At 69.1% G+C, this 18,463-nt stretch carries 17 protein-coding genes and 2 tRNA genes; 5 read left to right on the top strand and 14 right to left on the bottom strand.

Annotation, left to right across the window (positions count from 1 at the left end; translation table 11 throughout):
* The first annotated feature begins 115 nt into the window (after positions 1 to 115).
* Complete coding sequence (gene crgA / locus ACIBL4_RS24800) at positions 116 to 370, top strand: cell division protein CrgA (RefSeq protein ID WP_010032600.1); 255 nt, start codon at positions 116 to 118, stop codon at positions 368 to 370.
* Between the two features lie 257 nt (positions 371 to 627).
* Here the strand turns inward: crgA and ACIBL4_RS24795 are convergent, their stop codons facing one another.
* Entirely contained in the window at positions 628 to 1,518 is an 891-nt protein-coding gene (locus tag ACIBL4_RS24795; protein ID WP_399413610.1) for a rhomboid family intramembrane serine protease, read from the bottom strand.
* 98 nt (positions 1,519 to 1,616) lie between these two features.
* Positions 1,617 to 2,144, bottom strand: a complete 528-nt coding sequence (locus ACIBL4_RS24790) for a peptidylprolyl isomerase (RefSeq protein ID WP_399413608.1) — start codon at positions 2,142 to 2,144, stop codon at positions 1,617 to 1,619.
* Between the two features lie 385 nt (positions 2,145 to 2,529).
* On the opposite strand from ACIBL4_RS24790, the gene ACIBL4_RS24785 reads away from it, so the two are divergent.
* Positions 2,530 to 3,231, top strand: coding sequence for a DUF5324 family protein (locus tag ACIBL4_RS24785; protein WP_399413606.1), 702 nt, complete (start codon positions 2,530 to 2,532; stop codon positions 3,229 to 3,231).
* A 144-nt stretch (positions 3,232 to 3,375) separates the two neighbouring features.
* On the opposite strand, the gene ACIBL4_RS24780 is transcribed toward ACIBL4_RS24785, so the two are convergent.
* Positions 3,376 to 3,448, bottom strand: a tRNA-Ala gene (locus ACIBL4_RS24780).
* Positions 3,449 to 3,630: 182 nt separating this feature from the next.
* Here ACIBL4_RS24780 and ACIBL4_RS24775 point away from each other — a divergent pair.
* Together ACIBL4_RS24775 and ACIBL4_RS24770 are read left to right on the top strand one after the other, a co-directional pair.
* Positions 3,631 to 4,179: a DNA-binding protein gene (locus ACIBL4_RS24775; protein WP_243380052.1), complete on the top strand. Its 549-nt coding sequence runs from the start codon at positions 3,631 to 3,633 to the stop codon at positions 4,177 to 4,179.
* 264 nt (positions 4,180 to 4,443) lie between these two features.
* Positions 4,444 to 6,000, top strand: a complete 1,557-nt coding sequence (locus ACIBL4_RS24770) for a protein kinase (protein WP_399413603.1) — start codon at positions 4,444 to 4,446, stop codon at positions 5,998 to 6,000.
* 36 nt (positions 6,001 to 6,036) lie between these two features.
* Here ACIBL4_RS24770 and ACIBL4_RS24765 read toward each other — a convergent pair whose 3' ends face one another.
* Together ACIBL4_RS24765 and ACIBL4_RS24760 are read right to left on the bottom strand one after the other, a co-directional pair.
* The gene (locus tag ACIBL4_RS24765; RefSeq protein WP_399413601.1) at positions 6,037 to 7,332 is read right to left on the bottom strand and encodes a hypothetical protein; all 1,296 of its coding nucleotides are present in this window, start codon (positions 7,330 to 7,332) and stop codon (positions 6,037 to 6,039) included.
* Positions 7,333 to 7,586: 254 nt separating this feature from the next.
* The gene (locus ACIBL4_RS24760) at positions 7,587 to 7,715 is read right to left on the bottom strand and encodes a DLW-39 family protein (protein ID WP_003999697.1); all 129 of its coding nucleotides are present in this window, start codon (positions 7,713 to 7,715) and stop codon (positions 7,587 to 7,589) included.
* Positions 7,716 to 8,052: 337 nt separating this feature from the next.
* Between ACIBL4_RS24760 and ACIBL4_RS24755 the strand changes: the two genes are divergently transcribed.
* On the top strand, positions 8,053 to 8,424 hold the full coding sequence (locus ACIBL4_RS24755) for a DUF6344 domain-containing protein (protein WP_399413599.1): 372 nt from the start codon (positions 8,053 to 8,055) through the stop codon (positions 8,422 to 8,424).
* A gap of 76 nt (positions 8,425 to 8,500) precedes the next feature.
* Here ACIBL4_RS24755 and ACIBL4_RS24750 read toward each other — a convergent pair whose 3' ends face one another.
* The 9 genes from ACIBL4_RS24750 to recF form a co-directional block, all read right to left on the bottom strand.
* A complete protein-coding gene (locus ACIBL4_RS24750) occupies positions 8,501 to 9,412 on the bottom strand; it encodes a hypothetical protein (protein ID WP_399413597.1) in 912 nt (303 codons plus the stop codon).
* 97 nt (positions 9,413 to 9,509) lie between these two features.
* Positions 9,510 to 9,845, bottom strand: coding sequence for a DUF1330 domain-containing protein (locus tag ACIBL4_RS24745; protein ID WP_399413595.1), 336 nt, complete (start codon positions 9,843 to 9,845; stop codon positions 9,510 to 9,512).
* Positions 9,846 to 9,978: 133 nt separating this feature from the next.
* Positions 9,979 to 10,323: a hypothetical protein gene (locus tag ACIBL4_RS24740; RefSeq protein WP_399413593.1), complete on the bottom strand. Its 345-nt coding sequence runs from the start codon at positions 10,321 to 10,323 to the stop codon at positions 9,979 to 9,981.
* Positions 10,324 to 10,455: 132 nt separating this feature from the next.
* Positions 10,456 to 10,532: transfer RNA gene (locus tag ACIBL4_RS24735), tRNA-Ile, on the bottom strand.
* Positions 10,533 to 10,641: 109 nt separating this feature from the next.
* The gene (locus ACIBL4_RS24730; protein ID WP_399413591.1) at positions 10,642 to 11,433 is read right to left on the bottom strand and encodes a DUF3566 domain-containing protein; all 792 of its coding nucleotides are present in this window, start codon (positions 11,431 to 11,433) and stop codon (positions 10,642 to 10,644) included.
* 18 nt (positions 11,434 to 11,451) lie between these two features.
* The gene (gene gyrA / locus ACIBL4_RS24725) at positions 11,452 to 14,046 is read right to left on the bottom strand and encodes a DNA gyrase subunit A (protein ID WP_399413589.1); all 2,595 of its coding nucleotides are present in this window, start codon (positions 14,044 to 14,046) and stop codon (positions 11,452 to 11,454) included.
* A gap of 42 nt (positions 14,047 to 14,088) precedes the next feature.
* Positions 14,089 to 16,161: a DNA topoisomerase (ATP-hydrolyzing) subunit B gene (gene gyrB, locus ACIBL4_RS24720; protein WP_399413587.1), complete on the bottom strand. Its 2,073-nt coding sequence runs from the start codon at positions 16,159 to 16,161 to the stop codon at positions 14,089 to 14,091.
* A gap of 576 nt (positions 16,162 to 16,737) precedes the next feature.
* Positions 16,738 to 17,328, bottom strand: a complete 591-nt coding sequence (locus ACIBL4_RS24715; RefSeq protein ID WP_399413585.1) for a DUF721 domain-containing protein — start codon at positions 17,326 to 17,328, stop codon at positions 16,738 to 16,740.
* A complete protein-coding gene (gene recF, locus ACIBL4_RS24710) occupies positions 17,325 to 18,446 on the bottom strand; it encodes a DNA replication/repair protein RecF (protein WP_399413583.1) in 1,122 nt (373 codons plus the stop codon). The genes ACIBL4_RS24715 and recF overlap by 4 nt, the downstream gene beginning before the upstream one ends.
* Positions 18,447 to 18,463: the final 17 nt, after the last annotated feature.

Genomic DNA, 18,463 nt, shown 5'->3' with positions numbered 1-18,463 from the left:
ACGGAAGCACTACGCTAACGGACGCCCGGGGGAGCACTCAGAGTCCCCTTACGCTGCCCCGAGACCGACCCAGTTACCTGCGCGGCCACGCAGCGCATCGACAGGAGAGACCCTCGTGCCGAAGTCACGTATCCGCAAGAAGGCCGACTACACGCCGCCGCCCGCGAAGCAGGCGACCGCGATCAAGCTGAACAGCCGTGCCTGGGTCGCGCCCGTCATGTTGGCCATGTTCCTCATCGGCCTGGCCTGGATCGTCGTCTTCTACGTCACCGACGGGTCGCTGCCCATCGACTCGCTGGGCAACTGGAACATCGTGGTCGGCTTCGGCTTCATCGCCGCCGGATTCGGTGTCTCGACCCAGTGGAAGTAGCGGCCACCGGCAGGTGAACGCAGCTCTGCCCAAGGTTGTTCACTGAGTTATCCACAGCGGTTTTCCACAGGTGGAAAAGAAACGACGATCTGTGGATAACTCGTTGAGCGTTGACGCCGGTATGACGGAAGTACCGCGACTCGAAAGCTTGTTCGCCCCCTGCCTGACCTGCAGAAACGTGGGTCGGTGTCAGGGGGCACAGGTGTTCCCGCACACTATGCACAAGATCCGCCACCCGCTGTGGACAACGCTCGCGCTCAGCTGAGCTGGGCCGTCCTCAACAGGGTCAACAGGATGACCACGGCCAGGACCAGCGCACATGTGCCGTACTGGATCAGGGCACGTCGCTCACGCGGGGCGTGGACCATGGCGTAGCCGACGACGACACCGGCGACGAGGCCGCCGATGTGGGCCTGCCAGGAGATGTTGAAGCCCGGGCTGAAGGTGAAGATCAGGTTGATCACCAGCAGCGCGATGATCGGCCGCATGTCGTAATTGCGCTGGCGCATCAGCACGGCCGTGGCGCCGAACAGGCCGAAGATCGCGCCGGAGGCACCCAGCGTCGCCGTGTTCGGGGAGGCCAGCAGATAGGCCAGGGTGCTGCCCGCGAGTCCGGAGATGAAGTAGAGCGCGAGATAGCGCACACGGCCGAGGGCCGCTTCGAGCGGGCCGCCGAGCCACCAGAGGCTGAGCATGTTGAACGCGATGTGCCAGATCTCCTGGTGCGTGAACATCGACGTCACCATGCGGTACCACTCGCCCCCCGCCACTCCCTGGGTGGGCGTGAAGGGCGCGGGCGGCCAGGCGCCGACCAGGGCGAGATCGGTCGCGAGCGACTCATGGGTCTGGATGGCGATGAAGACGGCCAGGTTGATCCCGATGAGGATCTTGGTCAGCAGGCGGGGGTCGGCGTGGAGGGTGCCGCCGGCGATCGTCCGGGGCATGGCGGCCGTGGGCGCGTGACCAGTGCCGGAGCCGCTGCGGACGCACGCGGGGCACTGGAAGCCAACGGAGGCGTTGACCATGCACTCGGGGCAGATCGGGCGCTCGCAGCGGGTGCAGCGGATGCCCGTCTCGCGGTCCGGGTGGCGGTAGCACATGGGGACGCTGTGGGCGTCCTGCGGGCTGCCCGCAGCCTGGTCGTCCATGGGATCCCCTTGGTCGTGAGAGAAAAGCCCGCCCCGCTCATCTTTACGGACGAGCGGGGCGATTGGTTCCCTGCGAGGGCTTCGGCACTCGGCGGGGCTCAGCGGTTCTCGATGACGACCGACTCGATGACCACGTCGTTGAGCGGGCGGTCGGTGCGCGGGTTCGTCTGGGTCGTGGCGATGGTGTCCACGACCTTCTGGCTGGCCGCGCCGGTGACCTCGCCGAAGATGGTGTGCTTGCGGTTCAGCCACGCCGTCGGGGAGACGGTGATGAAGAACTGCGAGCCGTTGGTGCCCGGGCCGGCGTTGGCCATCGCCAGCAGGTAGGGCTTGTCGAAGCGCAGGTCCGGGTGGAACTCGTCCTCGAACTGGTAGCCGGGGCCGCCGGTGCCGTTGCCCAGCGGGTCACCGCCCTGGATCATGAAGCCACTGATCACCCGGTGGAAGACCGTGCCGTCGTAGAGCCTGTCCGTGGTCTTCTGACCCGTCTCCGGGTGGGTCCACTCCCGCTCGCCCTGGGCGAGCTCGACGAAGTTCTTGACCGTCTTGGGGGCGTGGTTCGGCAGAAGCCGGACTTCGATGTCGCCGTGATTGGTCTTCAGGGTGGCGTAGAGCTGCTCAGCCACGATCTGCCTTCCGTTGTCTTTCTGTGACTCCCTGATCCTCGCATGGACGGCGCTCCGCGTCGCCCGGCCTCGGTTCATGGGAGGGAAACCGGGGCGATCGCTTGCGGAAAACCAGTCGAGTAGTCCCGGGCCGGGGGCGCGCGGCGGCGATCCGTGGCATTGTCGACGACAAGCTCCTGTTGAACCCTATTCATCCGCTATTGCAGGTGATCGGCTCCCGATCAGTGTTCGGTCCGCTCTTGATCGGTTCTCGACCGGAGGTGGCCCGGAGCCGGCTCCCGTGACCCGGATGCTCGCCCGCGCATGCTTGGCGGTGCGCCGGGAGGCATGATCCGTAAAAGGGTGGAAAGTCGAAATACCGTACGCCACCGAGGAGGAGGAACCCGTGACCCGCATCGACAGCGTGCGCGCCGCGACTGGTTCGGCGAAGGACAGCGTGCTGCACGCCGCGGAAGTGGTGGCGCCCTACGCCGACACGGCCAAGGACAGGGCCGCGCACTACGCACACGAGGCACGCGTACGGCTAGCGCCCAAGGTGACGCAGGCCGCCGGGCAGGCGCGCGTTCAGTACGGCGCCCATGTGCAGCCGTATCTGGAGCAGGCCCGCACGCATGTGCCGCCGAAGGTCGACCAGGCCGCCCACGAGGCCGCCGTCCGCACGCGCAAGGCCGCCCGGCAGGCGGCGGAGTACTCCAGGCCGAGGCTCGAGCAGGCGATGGCCGCGGCCGTGCCCGTCACGAGCGAGGCCGCCGCCCGGAGTGTGGCCGCGATGGCCGCGCTGCGCGGTCAGATCTCGTCGAAGGAGGTCCAGAAGCTGATCCGCAGGCAGGAACGGCGGGCGAGGGCCGGCCGGGCCATGAAGACGCTGGTCGTTCTGGGCGCCCTCGCGGGCGGTGCCTTCGCCGCCTGGAAGTGGTGGGACAAGCAGGCCAACCCGGACTGGCTGGTGGAGCCGCCCGCGGCGACGGAGGTTCCCGAGTCGGGCCGTCTGTCCTCCGTGGACGGCAGTGGCCAGTCCGTTCTGGACCCGGAGGTCGAGGCGAAGCAGGCCGAGGACGAGGCCGCCAAGCCCGACGACCGTTCCTGACGGCCGCCGGATTCAACAGCGCGGCGGGGCGGGAGGCTTGAGGCTCGGACGTCAGAGCCTGCGAGTCTCCCGCCCCGCCGCGCTGTTTCACGTGAAACAAAAGCCCTCCGAACCACGTTTCCGCAGTTCGGAGGGCTTTGAGAGTGGAGCCTAGGGGAGTCGAACCCCTGACATCTGCCATGCAAAGACAGCGCTCTACCAACTGAGCTAAGGCCCCGGAAGAGGAACGCCGCCCGGAGAAAATCTTGTCCCGGCGGGCGTCGGAGACCAGAGTACCGGGTTACCCCCATGATTCCGCAAAAGGATTGGGGGTCCCCGTCGCCGACCACTCTCCGTAAGATGCTCGGCGTGGTTCGCTACCGCGAACCGCCGTACTTGGGGAAGCGATGGGGAGACGCAATGGACGCCGCACAGCAGGAAGCCACCGCAAGAGCGCGGGAACTGCAGCGGAACTGGTACGGGGAGCCGCTGGGGGCGCTCTTCCGTAGGCTCATCGACGATCTTGGTCTCAACCAGGCTCGTCTGGCGGGGGTTCTGGGACTGTCCGCACCGATGTTGTCGCAGCTCATGAGCGGCCAGCGGGCGAAGATCGGCAATCCCGCTGTGGTACAGCGGGTGCAGCTGCTGCAGGACCTGGCGGGGCAGGTCGCGGACGGCAGCGTGAGCGCGGCCGAGGCCACGGAGCGCATGGAGGAGATCAAGAAGTCACAGGGGGGCTCGGTGCTCAGCAACACCACACAGACGACGAGCAGTTCGGGGGCGCCCACGGTCAAGCGGGTCGTCCGGGAGATCCAGTCGCTGCTGCGCTCGGTGGCGGCGGCGGGTGACATCATCGACGCCGCGGAGACGCTCGCCCCGACCCACCCGGAGCTGGCCGAGTTCCTCCGGGTGTACGGTGCCGGCCGCACGTCGGACGCGGTCGCGCACTACCAGTCCCACCAGAACTGACCCCGTCGCCCGTTCGCCGAAGGGGGTTCGGCACCGGGCTTCGGGTGAGGTGACGGGGGCTGCGTCACGGTACGGGCGGACACGAGGGGGCGTGGGCCGCACGGGGGACCGTTCGACGCGAGGGGGACGTGTATCGCTCATCGGGGGAGTCGATCGGGGGAGTCATGGGGGGCGCTGGGAGTCGTTTCGCCCGTCGGGGAGTCGTCACGCTCGTCGAGGGGGAAGCAAGGGGGGAGACCACAGGGGGAGGAGCGACGTACAGCCATGGGTGAGGTGTTCGCCGGCCGGTACGAACTGGTCGATCCGATCGGGCGCGGAGGGGTCGGCGCCGTCTGGCGTGCCTGGGACCACCGCCGCCGCCGCTATGTGGCCGCCAAGGTCCTGCTCCAGAGCGACGCGCACTCGCTGCTGCGCTTCGTCCGGGAGCAGGCGCTGCGGATCGACCATCCCCATGTGCTCGCTCCGACCAGCTGGGCCGCCGACGACGACAAGGTCCTGTTCACCATGGACCTGGTCGCGGGCGGCTCACTGGTCCACCTCGTCGGGGACTACGGGCCCCTGCCGCCGGCCTTCGTCTGCACGCTGCTCGACCAGCTGCTGGCGGGCCTGGCCGCGGTCCACGCGGAGGATGTCGTGCACCGTGACGTCAAACCCGCCAACATCCTGCTGGAAGCCACCGGCACGGGCCGGCCGCGGCTGCGGCTGTCCGACTTCGGCATCGCGATGCGGCTGGGCGAGCCCCGCCTGACCGAGACCAACCTCGTGGTGGGGACGCCCGGTTATCTCGCGCCCGAGCAGATGATGGGCGCGGAACCGGACTTCCCCGCCGACCTGTTCGCCGTAGGCCTGGTCGCGCTGTATCTGCTGGAGGGCGCCAAGCCGGACAGCAAGGCGCTCATCCAGTACTTCGCCGAGCACGGGACTCCCGGTGCGCCCAAGGGCATCCCGGAGCCGCTGTGGCAGGTGGTGGCCATGCTGCTCCAGCCGGACCCGCAGGCCCGGTTCCGTACGGCCACGGGGGCGCGCAAGGCGCTCGCCGCCGCCGCGGAGCTCCTGCCCGAGCCCGGGCCGGACGATGAACTGATCGAGATCTTCGACCAACTCGGCCCGCTGCCCCCGGGGTTCGCGCCGGACGGCCCGCTGGAGAGAGCGCGGGGTCTGCCGCCGAGAGAGGACGAACCGGCCGGCCCGGCGACGAACGAGGAGCGGTACCGTCCGGCTGACGAGCAGCAGTCCCGGCAGGACGCCCCGGCCCCCTCGGGAACGGACGCGTCGGCGTCGCGGCAAGGCCCGGGCGCAGCGGCCGTACAGCCCGGCCCCGGCCAGGACACCGCCCCGCCGGCCGCTCACGCCCAGCCGTCCTCCATGTCGGACACCGGCAGCTTCCACCTGCCGCCGCCGCAGGCCACGGGCACCGGCTCCCCCACGCCGGGCCATGACGCACAGGCACAGGCACGAGCAGAAGCACAGGCGCAGGCCTCACCCCAGCACGCCCTCTACTCCCCCTACGACGCCACACACCCCGTGTCCCCGTCACAGCCGGCGCCGCCGGCGTACCCGCACCACGCGGGCTACCCCAGCCAGCCGCTGCCCCCGGCGACACAGCAGCCCACCCATACCTCCACGGCCCCGTACACCACGCAGACCCCGACCCCGCAAGCCCCGCCGCCCGGACAAGGGTCTCCGTCCGGCCAGGGCACTTCACGGCACCGGGCACACCGTCCCCGCCGCCCCGGCCCGCCGGCCAAGGTGGCAGTCCCGCTTCTGCTCCTCGCCCTGGCCTGCTACGCCGTAGGGTTCTGGGCCCTGACCCGCATCTGAGCCCTCGCGGACATCAGCCCACATCAGCCCGGGCGCTCACCCGGCGCTCCTGCGCCGAGCCACCACGGTCCACACCCCGAGCCCCACCAGGAGCGCGCTCCCGGTGCCGATGCCGCCCACGGCGACGACCCGCATCGCGGTGTCGTCACCCCCGGCCACGCCTTCGGCCGCTGCCTCCCGGTCCTCGTCCGAGACCTCGAAGACGCCCTTCGGCTCGGACTCCCCCACGTAGCCGGGACCGCTGCGCGGCTGACCGCTCACCCGGACCCGCAGGGTCATCGGGAACGGCCCGTCCCCGAAGCTGTCGGCGACGCTCTCCGCGAGGTGCGCGACGAGGTAGTAGGAGCCGGCGAAGCGCATCGCACCGACCTGGTTGATGACGGCGTAGCGGTTGGCGTGGTCGACCGGCGGCAAAGGAGGCAGGCTGCCGGACTTCTGGCCGCCGTTGTAGCCGACGCCCACGTCGGCGACGGGGCCGCGCGCCGGGTTGTACAGGGCCAGGTCCAGCGCATCGGACGTGTAGCCGGTGCCGCCGGAGGCCGTGCTGCCCAGGTCGGCGGTGATGTGGAGCTGCTGGCCCCAGTCGACCGGCACCTCGTAGAAGAGGGTCTGGCCGGGCCGGATGTCGTCCCGCCAGACTCCCTGGTCCAGCGGGGTCGCCGCGGCGAACCCCGCACCGCCCCGGCGGTCCTCGGCCTCCTCCTGGAGCGGCTGGGGCGAGGCGGAGTTCCACACCTGGGGCGCGCTGGTCGGCCCGGTCTTCTCCGTCCGGGGCTCCGTCATGGCGACGAGTTCCAGGTCCCAGGCGTCGGGCGAGGAGCCCTCGCCCTTCGGGTCGGCGCGCTCGACGGACACGTAGTAGTTCCCGGCCCCCCGGCACAGCGGCTTGGTGGGCGAGATCTCGCGCCGGCCCCACGCCGCGATCGGGTGCGGGCTGCGGGCGGCGCCGAAAGGCGTGACATCGCTGGAGCAGGGGGTGCCGTCGTCGTCCTCCACGGACACCTTGAGCCCGTCGATGACCGAGACGGTGCTGCCGGGGGAGGGGACGGCGGTGACGGAGACGTACGCGTTCGACGTGGCGTCCAGTTGGAGGCGGTAGCTGACCTTGCCGCTGCTCGGCAGGGAGCTCTTGTAGACCGTGCCGGGCGTCAGCGCCACGGCGTCGGCGGTGCTCCTCGCCCCCTTGATGCTCCGGGCGTCACCGGCGAAGGCGTACGGGCTCGGCGACTGGGCCGTACCGGACGCTCCGGCGGCGGCCAGGGCGGCCTGTCCGGGCACCACGGCAGCCGTCGTCCCCAGCACCACCGCCACGGCGCCCAGGCGCACGACCACCGACGGACGCCGACCGTGACGACCGCGCAACACACCCGCTCGCCCCCACGCCGCACGCCCCCAAGCCGTACAACACCGTCCCCTCACGCGCCACCCCTCACGTCACCGGACCGCAGAACCGCCGTGCGTCCACCAACCGTGGAACCGTGGCCCATCCTGCCCCGCCGCCGCGTCCACCGCCCCGCCGTCCGCCCGAACACACGAAACCCCGACCGCGAGGCGGCCGGGGTGTACTCGCTTTGGGATGTCGTGACTCACGAACCCGTGGGCACGGAGTCAGTCGCCTCCGTCCACAGATCCTGCTCGGCGCGATCCGCCTGGATCTGGCGGTACACGAGGAGCCCGCCGATGGCGGCCAGTGCGACCAGGAGAAGCTTCTTCACCGCGCGACCTCGTCTTTCCTTGACGTAGGGGACCTCTGGCGCCCGACTATACACACCGACCGATACCGATCGGTGACCTGAGCCGGACCTCAACTCCCGCCCGGGAAACCGCGATAGAAGCGGAGTCCACCGATCCGGCCGGAGAGTGATCACACGCCGACGGACGGTTACTTCGACCGCTCTTCTCCTCCTTCCTCAGCTTTTCTCCCCTCTTGCGTCCATCCGGGTGGTGTTCATCTGAACATCGACGCGCCACGGGCGTCGGTCCACCACTTCTCGCCCCCCATACACATCATGAGGAAAGTACGCAAATCGCCCAACCCGAAAGTGAGGGGTTATGGCCCGGAACAAGGTCATGAAGCTGTGGACCGCCATCGTCACCGCCTTCCTCGCGCTGTGCACGGCGCTCGGATTCGTCACCACGACCGCCGCGGCGGCGGTACCGCAGGCCGAGCAGAAGCGCAACAGCGCGCTCATCCCGCAGCAGCGGACGGCACCGGCGGCGACCGCCCCCTGGTCCTTGTCCTACGCCAAGGCCCTGCCCCCCACGATGAAGCAGCGCATCCACGCCGAGGCCCACGGAAAGTCCCCCAGCTGCCGCCACCGCCCGCTCGCGGACACGACGGCGTCACCCACCTCCGACTGCACCGACGACGACACCGACGCCGACGGCGACCCGGCGGACCATCTCACTCCCCTGCAGCGCTGATATCACCTGTACCTCCCGGCGACGCGCGTACAGGCCCGGCGGCTCCGAGGAGCCACCGGGCCTTCTTCAACGGCGATCAGCCCTTGGAGAGCGTGATCTGTGACTCCTGCTGTCCGGTGTCGACCGTCACCGGGTAGTCCCGGTCATCCGCCCGGGCCCTGCTGCGCATCGTCGCGCTACCGGGCTGGAACGAGGTGCCGGGCTCCTGGCTGGTCAGGCTGACCGACCACGGCACGGGCGCGCCCGGCGTGCAGGCCACGGTCGTCTGGTAGGACGCGCCCGGTGTCCCCTTCTTCTGGATCTGGAAGACCTGGCCGGCGAGCGAGACGCTCGCGGGCTTGTTGCACGTCACGGTGCCGCCGACGGTGATCCGCCCCTCGGGGACCTCCGCCGTGCCCTGGGGGTCGAGGGTCATCCCCATGGCGAGTTCGGCCGGGGGTTCGGGCATGACCGCGTGCACCGCACCGCGCAGAGGCACCGCCGAGCCGTTGCAGTACTGCTCGAAGGTGGCATCGAGCTCGCTGACGTAGCCATAGGGGCCGAAGGCGATGTGCTCGACGGTGAAGGAACCGGAGTTGGTGTTGCACCCCTTCTCGGTCCCGTTGTCGATCCCGCTGAACACCAGTTCCGGATCCTCCGGCTGGGCGTCGGGCCACTGCTTCGCCCCGGTGTACGTCGTGCCCTCGGTCAGCTTCTGGCCATCGGGGGCGGCGACGATGAGACGCCACAGCGTGCCCGGCTCCGCGTCCACGGCGACGGTCAGGCTGTTCCCGTCCGTGCTCCCCTGGACGTCGAACATCTGGACCGCTCCGGCCGTGTACGCGTACGACTGACCGCCGGATATGGGCTCACCCGCGTCACCGCTGAAGCTCAGCGTTCCCGACGCAGCGCCGTAGGCCTGCGCGGTGCCCGCCAGCGGCGCGACCGCGAGCGCGACGGCCAGCGCCGCGACAACGCCCACCGTCCGGGCCAGGACGCGTCTGGGCATGGTGCTTCTCGTCAAGGTTCCCCCCAAGGGAATGCTCTGGGAGGCCGACCGGCCTCACTGAAGAAGCGCCGGAGCGTCATCAGGCGTCACAGCGGCCTCAGGAATCCCTGAGTTTCTCCGCACGCTCACGCGGGTCGTACTCAGGACCGACGCCCTCGACCAGCACGACGTCCCCGTCGATGTGGTCGGTCCGCAGCCGCAGGATCTCCTGATACGCGGGGGACGCGTACCAGGCGCGGGCCTCGGCCAGGCCGGGGAACTCGATCAGCACCATGCTGCCCGGCCAGCTCCCCTCCACCACCTCGGTCGGCGGGCCGTGGATCAGGAAGCGGCCGTGGAAGGGGTCGAGAGTGTCCTGGATGCGTTCCAAGTACTCAAGGATGTCAGGGTGATGACGGCGGTCACGCAGGTGCGCAAAGCCATATGCGGGCACGTCCGCTTCCTTCGTTCGCTCCGGTACGACGCCTTGAACGTAGCCAGGCGCTCCGTACGCCGCGATTACCTGCGAGGTAAGCGTAGGGCGGGCCGGCTGCTGTCAGCACCGTGATCAGCGCCGGACACACGGCCTAGCGGGGCTGCCGGGCCAGTTCCCAAGTCGCGAAGATGTGTAGCGCCGCCTCGATCTGTGCTCTGGTGCGGCCGTCGGTAACACCTGCGACTCTGATGAAGACCACGGACGACCCTGGGTCGGCTGCGACGAGCAGCGTCAGGGGCAGCCGACCCGACATCGGATAGTCGTACCAGGTGGCCTGTTCGACGTCCGTCGCGGGCAGCGCCGTTTCGACAGCCTGCCAGTCCGATTCACTGAACTCGTATCCCGCGAACTCTGCGACCGATTCACACAGAGGCCTCAGGTTCGTGTCGATGATCCAGCCGCCATCGAGGATGCACTCGGGCTCGGAGGTGGTCATTTGTTCAGCTTCCGGCTGGACGACGGCTTCTACGTCTGGGAGGGCGACGTTCACCTGGCGGCCGACGAGCGGTGTGTGTCAAACCGTTGGTACCAAAAGACCCCCGGCCCTGTGGACCGGGGGTCTTTTCGCTGGTGGGGCTAACAGGATTTGAACCTGTGGCCTCATCCTTATCAGGGATGCGCTCTAACCAACTGAGCTATAGCCCCGCCGCGCTCTGCGGTGTGTGTCCCGCGCGCTGACCCCTGAAGATTAGCGCACGACATGGGCAGTCCCAAAATCGGTTGTCGGGACACCGACAGCCGCCGCCGGGGAGAGCTACTCGTCCTCGGCGAGCGTCAGCTCCACACCGCCCACGAAGCCCGCGGACAGGTTGTAGATGAACGCGCCGAGCGTCGCGAGGGCCGTCGCAAGAACGACGTCGATGACCGCGATGACCGACGTGAACATCAGGACGTTGGGCAGCGACAGGAAGGCCTGGAGGTCGAAGCCGTTGGACTCGTTGGAGCCCGTCGCCTCGGAGATCGTGCCGCCGACCGTGGAGAAGACGCCCATCGCGTCCATCACCATCCACAGCACCGCGGCCGCCACGATCGTGCAGATGCCCAGGGCGATGGAGAGCAAGAAGCTGACCTTCATCACCGACCACGGGTCGGCCTTGGCCACCCGCAGGCGGGCCTTGCGGACACGCGGCGTGGTGCGCGCACCGGTGCGCGGACGCCGTACGGCAGCGGCGGCGGCACCGGCTCCGCCCGCGGCGGCCTGCGCCGGGTAGGCCTGCGGCGGGTGGTACGGCCCCGCCTGCTGCTGTGCATGCCGTTCCCCCGGCAGGGGGGAAGCCGTCTGCGCGGCCGGCTCGGGCTGCCGCTGGGCGCCGGATGCGGACGGGCCCGCTCCAGCGGTGTTCTGCTGGGTCTGCGGACCTCTGGTGTCCGTCACAGTTCCCCCCTGTGATTCATGCCTGTCGGACGAGTCCTTGGTCGGGGACTTGATCGCCTTCAGGTTGGTCGTGTGCGGATCAGCCGCACGCGCGGCGGAGCCACGGCCGCCGTCGTCCGTATCCGTACCCTTCGGGGTACCGGTCGGTCCGGCGCCCGTGGCTCCGCTCACGCTGACTCACTCCTCGTGCTACTCGGCCGAGGGCGCCTCACCCTCGTCCGTGCCGGCGGTCGCGGCACCTTCGGCGGTCTCGTCGACGACCACGTCGCCGTCGACCTCTTCCGCCTCGCGTCCCGCCTCGGCGTTGCGTGCGATGCCCACGACGGCATCGCGCTTGCCCAGATTGATCAGTTGGACGCCCATGGTGTCACGGCCGGTTTCCCTGATCTCGTTGACTCGCGTACGAATCACACCGCCGCCCAGCGTGATGGCGAGGATCTCGTCGGTCTCCTCGACCACCAGGGCGCCGACGAGAGATCCACGGTCCTCCACGATCTTGGCGGCCTTGATGCCGAGGCCGCCGCGGCCCTGGACGCGGTACTCGTCGACGTTGGTCCGCTTCGCGTACCCGCCGTCGGTGGCAGTGAACACGAACGTACCCGGTCGAACAACATTCATCGAGAGCAGCTCGTCGCCCTCGCGGAAGCTCATGCCCTTGACACCCGAGGTGGCGCGGCCCATGGGGCGCAGGGTTTCGTCCGAGGCGGTGAACCTGATCGACTGTGCCTTTTTGCTGATCAGAAGCAGATCATCGTCGGCCGAGACCAGTTCCGCTCCGATCAGTTCGTCGTCCGAACCGTCCTCCATCGACCGGAGGTTGATCGCGATCACACCGCCGGAACGCGGCGAATCGTAATCCTTCAGAGGCGTCTTCTTCACAAGTCCGGCCTTGGTGGCGAGAACGAGGTAAGGAACCGCCTCGTAGTCGCGGATCGCCAGGATCTCGGCGATCGCCTCGTCGGGCTGGAAGGCGAGCAGGTTCGCGACGTGCTGGCCGCGCGCGTCCCGGCCGGCGTCGGGCAGCTCGTAGCCCTTGACGCGGTAGACGCGGCCCTTGTTCGTGAAGAACAGCAGCCAGTGGTGCGTCGTGGACACGAAGAAGTGGTCGACGATGTCGTCTTCCTTGAGCTTCGTGCCGCGGACGCCCTTGCCGCCGCGCTTCTGGGCGCGGTAGTCGTCGGTCTTGGTGCGCTTGATGTAGCCGCCCCGGGTGACCGTGACGACGATGTCCTCCTCGGCAATCAGGTCCTCGATGGACATGTCGCCCTCGTACGGGATCAGCTTGGTCTTGCGGTCGTCGCCGTACTTCTCGACGATCGCGGCCAGCTCGGCGCTGACGATGCCCCGCTGACGGACCGGGGAGGCCAGGATCTCGTTGTACTCGGTGATCTTCGCCTGGAGCTCGTCGTGCTCCTGGACGATCTTCTGGCGCTCCAGGGCGGCCAGTCGGCGCAGCTGCATCTCGAGGATGGCGTTGGCCTGGATCTCGTCGATCTCCAGAAGGCTCATCAGGCCCCCGCGCGCGATCTCGACGGTGTCGCTGCGCCGGATCAGCGCGATGACCTCGTCGATGGCGTCCAGGGCCTTCAGCAGACCGCGCAGGATGTGCGCCCGCTCCTCGGCCTTGCGCAGGCGGAACTTGGTACGGCGGACGATGACCTCGATCTGGTGCGTCACCCAGTGGCGGATGAACGCGTCGAGCGAGAGCGTGCGCGGCACGCCGTCCACCAGCGCCAGCATGTTGGCGCCGAAGTTCGTCTGCAGGTCCGTGTGCTTGTAGAGGTTGTTGAGGACGACCTTGGCGACCGCGTCCCTCTTGAGCACGATGACGAGCCGCTGGCCCGTGCGGGACGACGTCTCGTCGCGGACGTCCGCGATGCCGCCGATCTTGCCGTCCTTGACCAGGTCGGCAATCTTCTGGGCGAGGTTGTCCGGGTTGACCTGGTACGGCAGTTCCGTGACCACCAGGCACTGGCGGTTCTGGATCTCCTCGACCTCGACGACCGCGCGCATGGTGATGGAGCCGCGGCCGGTGCGGTACGCCTCCTCGATGCCGTTGCGGCCGACGACGAGCGCGCCGGTCGGGAAGTCCGGGCCCTTGATGCGCTCGATCAGCGCGTCCAGGAGCTCCTCGTGGGACGCCTCGGGGTTCTCCAGGTACCACTGGGCACCGGCGGCGACCTCGCGCAGGTTGTGCGGCGGGATGTTGGTCGCCATGCCGACCGCGATCCCGGCCGAGCCGTTGATCAGCAGGTTCGGGAAGCGGGCCGGCAGGACGGTCGGCTCCTGGGAGCGGCCGTCGTAGTTGTCCGTGAAGTCGACGGTCTCCTCGTCGATGTCACGGACCATCTCCATCGACAGCGGCGCCATCTTGCACTCGGTGTACCGCATGGCCGCCGCCGGGTCGTTGCCCGGGGAGCCGAAGTTGCCGTTGGAGTCGACGAGCGGCATGCGCATCGACCAGGACTGGGCGAGACGCACGAGCGCGTCGTAGATGGAGGAGTCGCCGTGCGGGTGGTAGTTGCCCATGACGTCGCCGACGACGCGGGCGCACTTGTAGAAGCCGCGCTCGGGGCGGTAGCCGCCGTCGTACATGGCGTACAGCACGCGGCGGTGGACGGGCTTGAGGCCGTCGCGGACGTCCGGCAGCGCACGCGAGACGATGACGGACATCGCGTAGTCGAGATACGAGCGCTGCATCTCCGTCTCGAGCCCGACGGGCTCGACGCGCATGGCCAGGGCTTCACCCTCGGGCGTCGTCACGGGAGTGTTCTCGTCGGTCATTGCTGGTGAAGGTCCTTCCTGGTGCGGTCAGCTGAGACCGACTCAGATGTCGAGGAAGCGGACGTCCTTGGCGTTGCGCTGGATGAACGCGCGGCGGGCCTCGACGTCCTCACCCATGAGGACCGAGAACAGGTCGTCGGCCTGGGCGGCGTCGTCGAGGGTGACCTGGCCGAGGACGCGGTGCTCCTGGTCCATGGTCGTGATGCGCAGTTCCTCGGCGTTCATCTCGCCGAGACCCTTGAAGCGCTGCACCGAGTCGTCCCGGATGCGCTTGCCGGCCTGGCGCCCCATCTCGATGAGGGCGTCGCGCTCGCGGTCGGAGTAGGCGTACTCGAAGTCGTCCTTGCCCCACTTGATCTTGTAGAGCGGCGGACGGGAGAGGTACACGTGCCCGGCCTCGACCAGGGGCCGCATGAAGCGGAACAGGAAGGTCAGCAGCAGGGTGTTGATGTGCTGGCCGTCGACGTCCGCGTCCGCCATCAAGATGATCTTGTGATAGCGGAGCCTCTCGATGTCGAAGTCCTCGTGCACACCCGTGCCGAACGCGGAGATCATCGCCTGGATCTCCTGGTTCTGCAGGATCCGGTCGATGCGCGCCTTCTCGACGTTGAGGATCTTGCCGCGGATCGGGAGGATCGCCTGGTACTGCGGGTTGCGGCCGGACTTGGCCGAGCCGCCGGCGGAGTCACCCTCGACGATGAAGATCTCGCACTTGGTCGGGTCGTTCGACTGGCAGTCGGAGAGCTTGCCCGGCAGGGACGCCGTCTCCAGCAGGCCCTTACGGCGCGTCAGGTCGCGGGCCTTGCGGGCAGCCACGCGCGCGGTGGCCGCCGCGATGCCCTTGCGGATGATGTCCGCGGCCTCGTTCGGGTTGCGGTCCAGCCAGTCGTTCAGGTGCTCGTAGACGACCCTCTGGACGAAGGTCTTGACCTCGGTGTTGCCCAACTTGGTCTTCGTCTGGCCCTCGAACTGGGGCTCGCCCAGCTTGACCGAGATGATCGCGGTCAGACCCTCGCGGATGTCGTCACCGGTGAGGTTGTCGTCCTTCTCGCGCAGCAGTCGCTTGTCACGCGCGTACTTGTTGATGAGCGAGGTCAGCGCGGCCCGGAAGCCCTCTTCGTGCGTACCGCCCTCGTGGGTGTGGATGATGTTGGCGAAGGAGTACACGCCCTCCGTGTAGCCGCTGTTCCACTGCATGGCGACTTCGAGGGACAGCTGCCTGTCCTTGTCCTCGGCCTCCAGGTCGATGACGGTGGGGTGAACCGCCTCGCCCTTGCGGGAGTTGAGGTACTTCACGAAGTCGACGATGCCGCCCTCGTAGTGGTACTTGACCGTCTTGACGTCGGCGGTCTCGTCCGCGCCCGCCTCGTCCGCACCGGAGGTGGCCTTCGCGGACTCACGCTCGTCGGTGAGATTGATGCGCAGGCCCTTGTTGAGGAACGCCATCTCCTGGAAGCGCCGCGAGAGCGTCTCGAAGGAGTAGTCCGTGGTCTCGAAGATGTCCGGGTCGGCCCAGAAGGTGACCGAGGTGCCGGTCTCCTCGGTGGCCTCGTGCTTGGCGAGCGGCGCCGTGGGGACGCCCATCTTGTAGTCCTGCGTCCAGCGGTAGCCGTCGGTCTTGACCTCGACGGCGACCTTCGAGGACAGCGCGTTCACGACGGAGACACCCACGCCGTGCAGACCGCCGGAGACCGCGTAACCGCCGCCGCCGAACTTGCCGCCCGCGTGCAGCACGGTCAGCACGACCTCAAGGGCCGGCTTGCCCTCGGAGGCGACGATGCCCACCGGGATGCCACGGCCGTTGTCGACGACCCGGACGCCGCCGTCGGGGAGGATCGTCACGTCGATGGTGTCCGCGTGGCCGGCCAGCGCCTCGTCGACCGAGTTGTCGACGACCTCGTACACGAGGTGGTGCAGTCCTCGCTCACCGGTCGAGCCGATGTACATGCCGGGTCGCTTGCGGACCGCGTCCAGACCCTCGAGGACGGTGATGGCACTGGCGTCGTACGACGCCGTTACGGAGGCCTCGGCGACTCCGGCCGGGGCCTCGGTGGACGGGATGTTCTCGTTGGGGTTGCCGGAATCGGCCACGAAGCGCCCTTTCTGGCACAGCACGAGCCAGGCTCGTCGGCGGGTTGCCGGAGCGGCTGCGGCATGTTGCGTTGGTAAGCCTTGATCAGCGTTGCTCAGCTTTTCCCGGACGGTCCCCACGATTGGGGCGGGATTGCTTCCAGTCTACCGGTAGCACTGACACTGATGGGGGTTTGCCGGTACCTGAGTCCGCATGTGCCGCCCTCAACCGGTCTTCCCCGACTCCCGATATGCGGATGGGGGCTCCAAGAGGCTCACGGAGGCACTCAGCGCTTCCGGCCGTCAGCCCTTGGCTACTTCGGAGTCAGGTCGCGATTCGCAACCGTGTGCGGTGGTGCGGAGAGAGGGGCGCCGGGGCTCCGGACGGACCGTCGGCGCCCATTTTTGTGATGTCAGTCACGTGCTGTGGATTGGCGGGAAACGGGTGCCGATCGGGCCCCCGCAGGGCCTCCCGCACGGCCCTTGCCGGGCGCTCGGAGAGCCTCGGGGAGGGGATCCCGTCAGCTTCGGGACAGGGGGCCTGTCAGCCGTACGTGTCCGCCCGGGCCGGTGCTCGGAGAGCCTCCGGGAGGGGACGCCAGCTTCGGGACAGGGGCCCCGTCAGCCGTATGTGTCGCCCGGGCCGGTGCTCCCGGGGGCGCGCAACGGGCCGTAGCGGCGGTTGGGCCCGCCGGGGCCCTGCACCTTGATCATCTTCACCGTGCCGTGCCCCAGGTCCTCGTTGAGGCGTGCGACCAGGGTCGGGGCGAGCAGCCGGAGGTTCGTCGCCCAGGCCGTCGAGTCGCAGCGCACGGACAGGACGTGCTCGTCCTCGTCGTATCTCTCCGGCACGCAGTGCTTGGCCACGTCCTCGCCGACGATCTGCGGCCAGCGGCCCATCACCCCGCCCACCGCGGCCGGGGCCTCCCAGCCGCGCTCGGTGATCAGCCGGTTGATCGCGGAGCCGAGCGCCATGGGGTCGCGGCCGTCGGCGCGCGCGCCGGAGCGCAGTCCACCGCGGCGCGCCTGCTTCTTCTGCTGCGCCGCGTCCCCACGCGCGCGTGCGGCTTCCTTGGCGGCACGGAGCGCCACGCGCGCCAGGTCCACGCCGGACGGCTCGGGAGGCCGGGGCCCGGGCGGCTTCCCAGACGGACTCTCCGGCGTGTTCCCCAGTGCGCTGTCGGGTGCGTTCTCCGGTGTGTTCTCCGTCATACGCGCTCCACCGCCCCCTCGGACACGGCGAACCGCACCCCGGACAGCACATGCGGTACGTCGTCGTCGACCGCGGCCGTCACCAGGACCTGCTCGCCGGGCGCCACGAGCTCGGCGAGTCGCTCACGGCGGCGGGTGTCCAGCTCGGCGAAGACGTCGTCGAGCACCAGCACCGGCTCGTTGCCCTCGGCTCTGAGCAGGTCGTACGAGGCCAGGCGCAGCGCCAGCGCGTAGGACCAGGACTCGCCGTGGGAGGCGTAGCCCTTGGCGGGCAGCTGGCCGAGCTTGAGCAGCAGGTCGTCCCGGTGCGGGCCGACCAGGGTGACGCCCCGCTCGATCTCCTGCTTGCGAGCCTCGGCGAGCGCGGCCATCAGCTGCTCGAACAGATCCTCGCGGGTGTGCGCCTCGCCGGGCGCGGACGGCTTGTACTCCAGGGCGACCGGGCCGCCACCGGGGGCGAGCTGCTCGTACGCCTTGTCGGCGAGCGGCTGCACGGCGGCGATCAGATCCAGACGCTGGGCGAGCAACTCGGCGCCCGCGCGCGCGAGATGCTGGTCCCAGATGTCGAGCGTCGACATGTCCATGCTGCGGCCGCCGTGCCGACGGGCCAGCGCGGCCGACTTGAGAAGCGTGTTGCGCTGCTTGAGGACCCGGTCGTAGTCGGAGCGGACTCCGGCCATGCGCGGGGACCGGGCGGTGATCAGCTCGTCGAGGAAGCGGCGCCGCTCACCGGGGTCGCCCTTGACCAGGGCGAGATCCTCCGGGGCGAACAGCACGGTCCGTACGATCCCCAGCACGTCACGCGGCTTGACCTGCGAGGAGCGGTTGATACGGGCCCGGTTGGCGCGCCCCGGGTTCAGCTCCAGCTCGACCAGCTGCTGCCGCTCGCCCTGCCGCACCTGGGCCCGGATGATCGCGCGCTCGGCGCCCATGCGGACCAGGGGGGCGTCGGAGGAGACGCGGTGGCTGCCGAGGGTGGCGAGATAGCCGACGGCCTCGACGAGGTTGGTCTTGCCCTGCCCGTTCGGGCCGACGAAGGCCGTCACCCCCGGGTCGAGCGGGACCTCGACCCGGGGATACGAACGGAAGTCGGCCAGCGACAGATGCGTGACGTGCATGGTCGTTTCGCCGATCT

The organism is Streptomyces sp. NPDC050416, from assembly GCF_044458845.1.
Taxonomy (GTDB): Bacteria; Actinomycetota; Actinomycetes; order Streptomycetales; family Streptomycetaceae; genus Streptomyces.
Note: the sequence above shows the minus strand (reverse complement) of the source record. Positions and strands in the feature narration are given on the sequence as shown.

What these genes read in the sequence shown, in the direction of transcription:
- ACIBL4_RS24795 (WP_399413610.1), bottom strand. Translation starts at nt 1,518, where the DNA reads ATGGACGACCAGGCTGCGGGCAGCCCGCAGGACGCCCACAGCGTCCCC.
- ACIBL4_RS24775 (WP_243380052.1), top strand. Translation starts at nt 3,631, where the DNA reads ATGGACGCCGCACAGCAGGAAGCCACCGCAAGAGCGCGGGAACTGCAG.
- ACIBL4_RS24770 (WP_399413603.1), top strand. Translation starts at nt 4,444, where the DNA reads ATGGGTGAGGTGTTCGCCGGCCGGTACGAACTGGTCGATCCGATCGGG.
- ACIBL4_RS24755 (WP_399413599.1), top strand. Translation starts at nt 8,053, where the DNA reads ATGGCCCGGAACAAGGTCATGAAGCTGTGGACCGCCATCGTCACCGCC.
- ACIBL4_RS24750 (WP_399413597.1), bottom strand. Translation starts at nt 9,412, where the DNA reads ATGCCCAGACGCGTCCTGGCCCGGACGGTGGGCGTTGTCGCGGCGCTG.
- ACIBL4_RS24740 (WP_399413593.1), bottom strand. Translation starts at nt 10,323, where the DNA reads ATGACCACCTCCGAGCCCGAGTGCATCCTCGATGGCGGCTGGATCATC.
- gyrA (WP_399413589.1), bottom strand. Translation starts at nt 14,046, where the DNA reads ATGACCGACGAGAACACTCCCGTGACGACGCCCGAGGGTGAAGCCCTG.
- ACIBL4_RS24715 (WP_399413585.1), bottom strand. Translation starts at nt 17,328, where the DNA reads ATGACGGAGAACACACCGGAGAACGCACCCGACAGCGCACTGGGGAAC.
- recF (WP_399413583.1), bottom strand. Translation starts at nt 18,446, where the DNA reads ATGCACGTCACGCATCTGTCGCTGGCCGACTTCCGTTCGTATCCCCGG.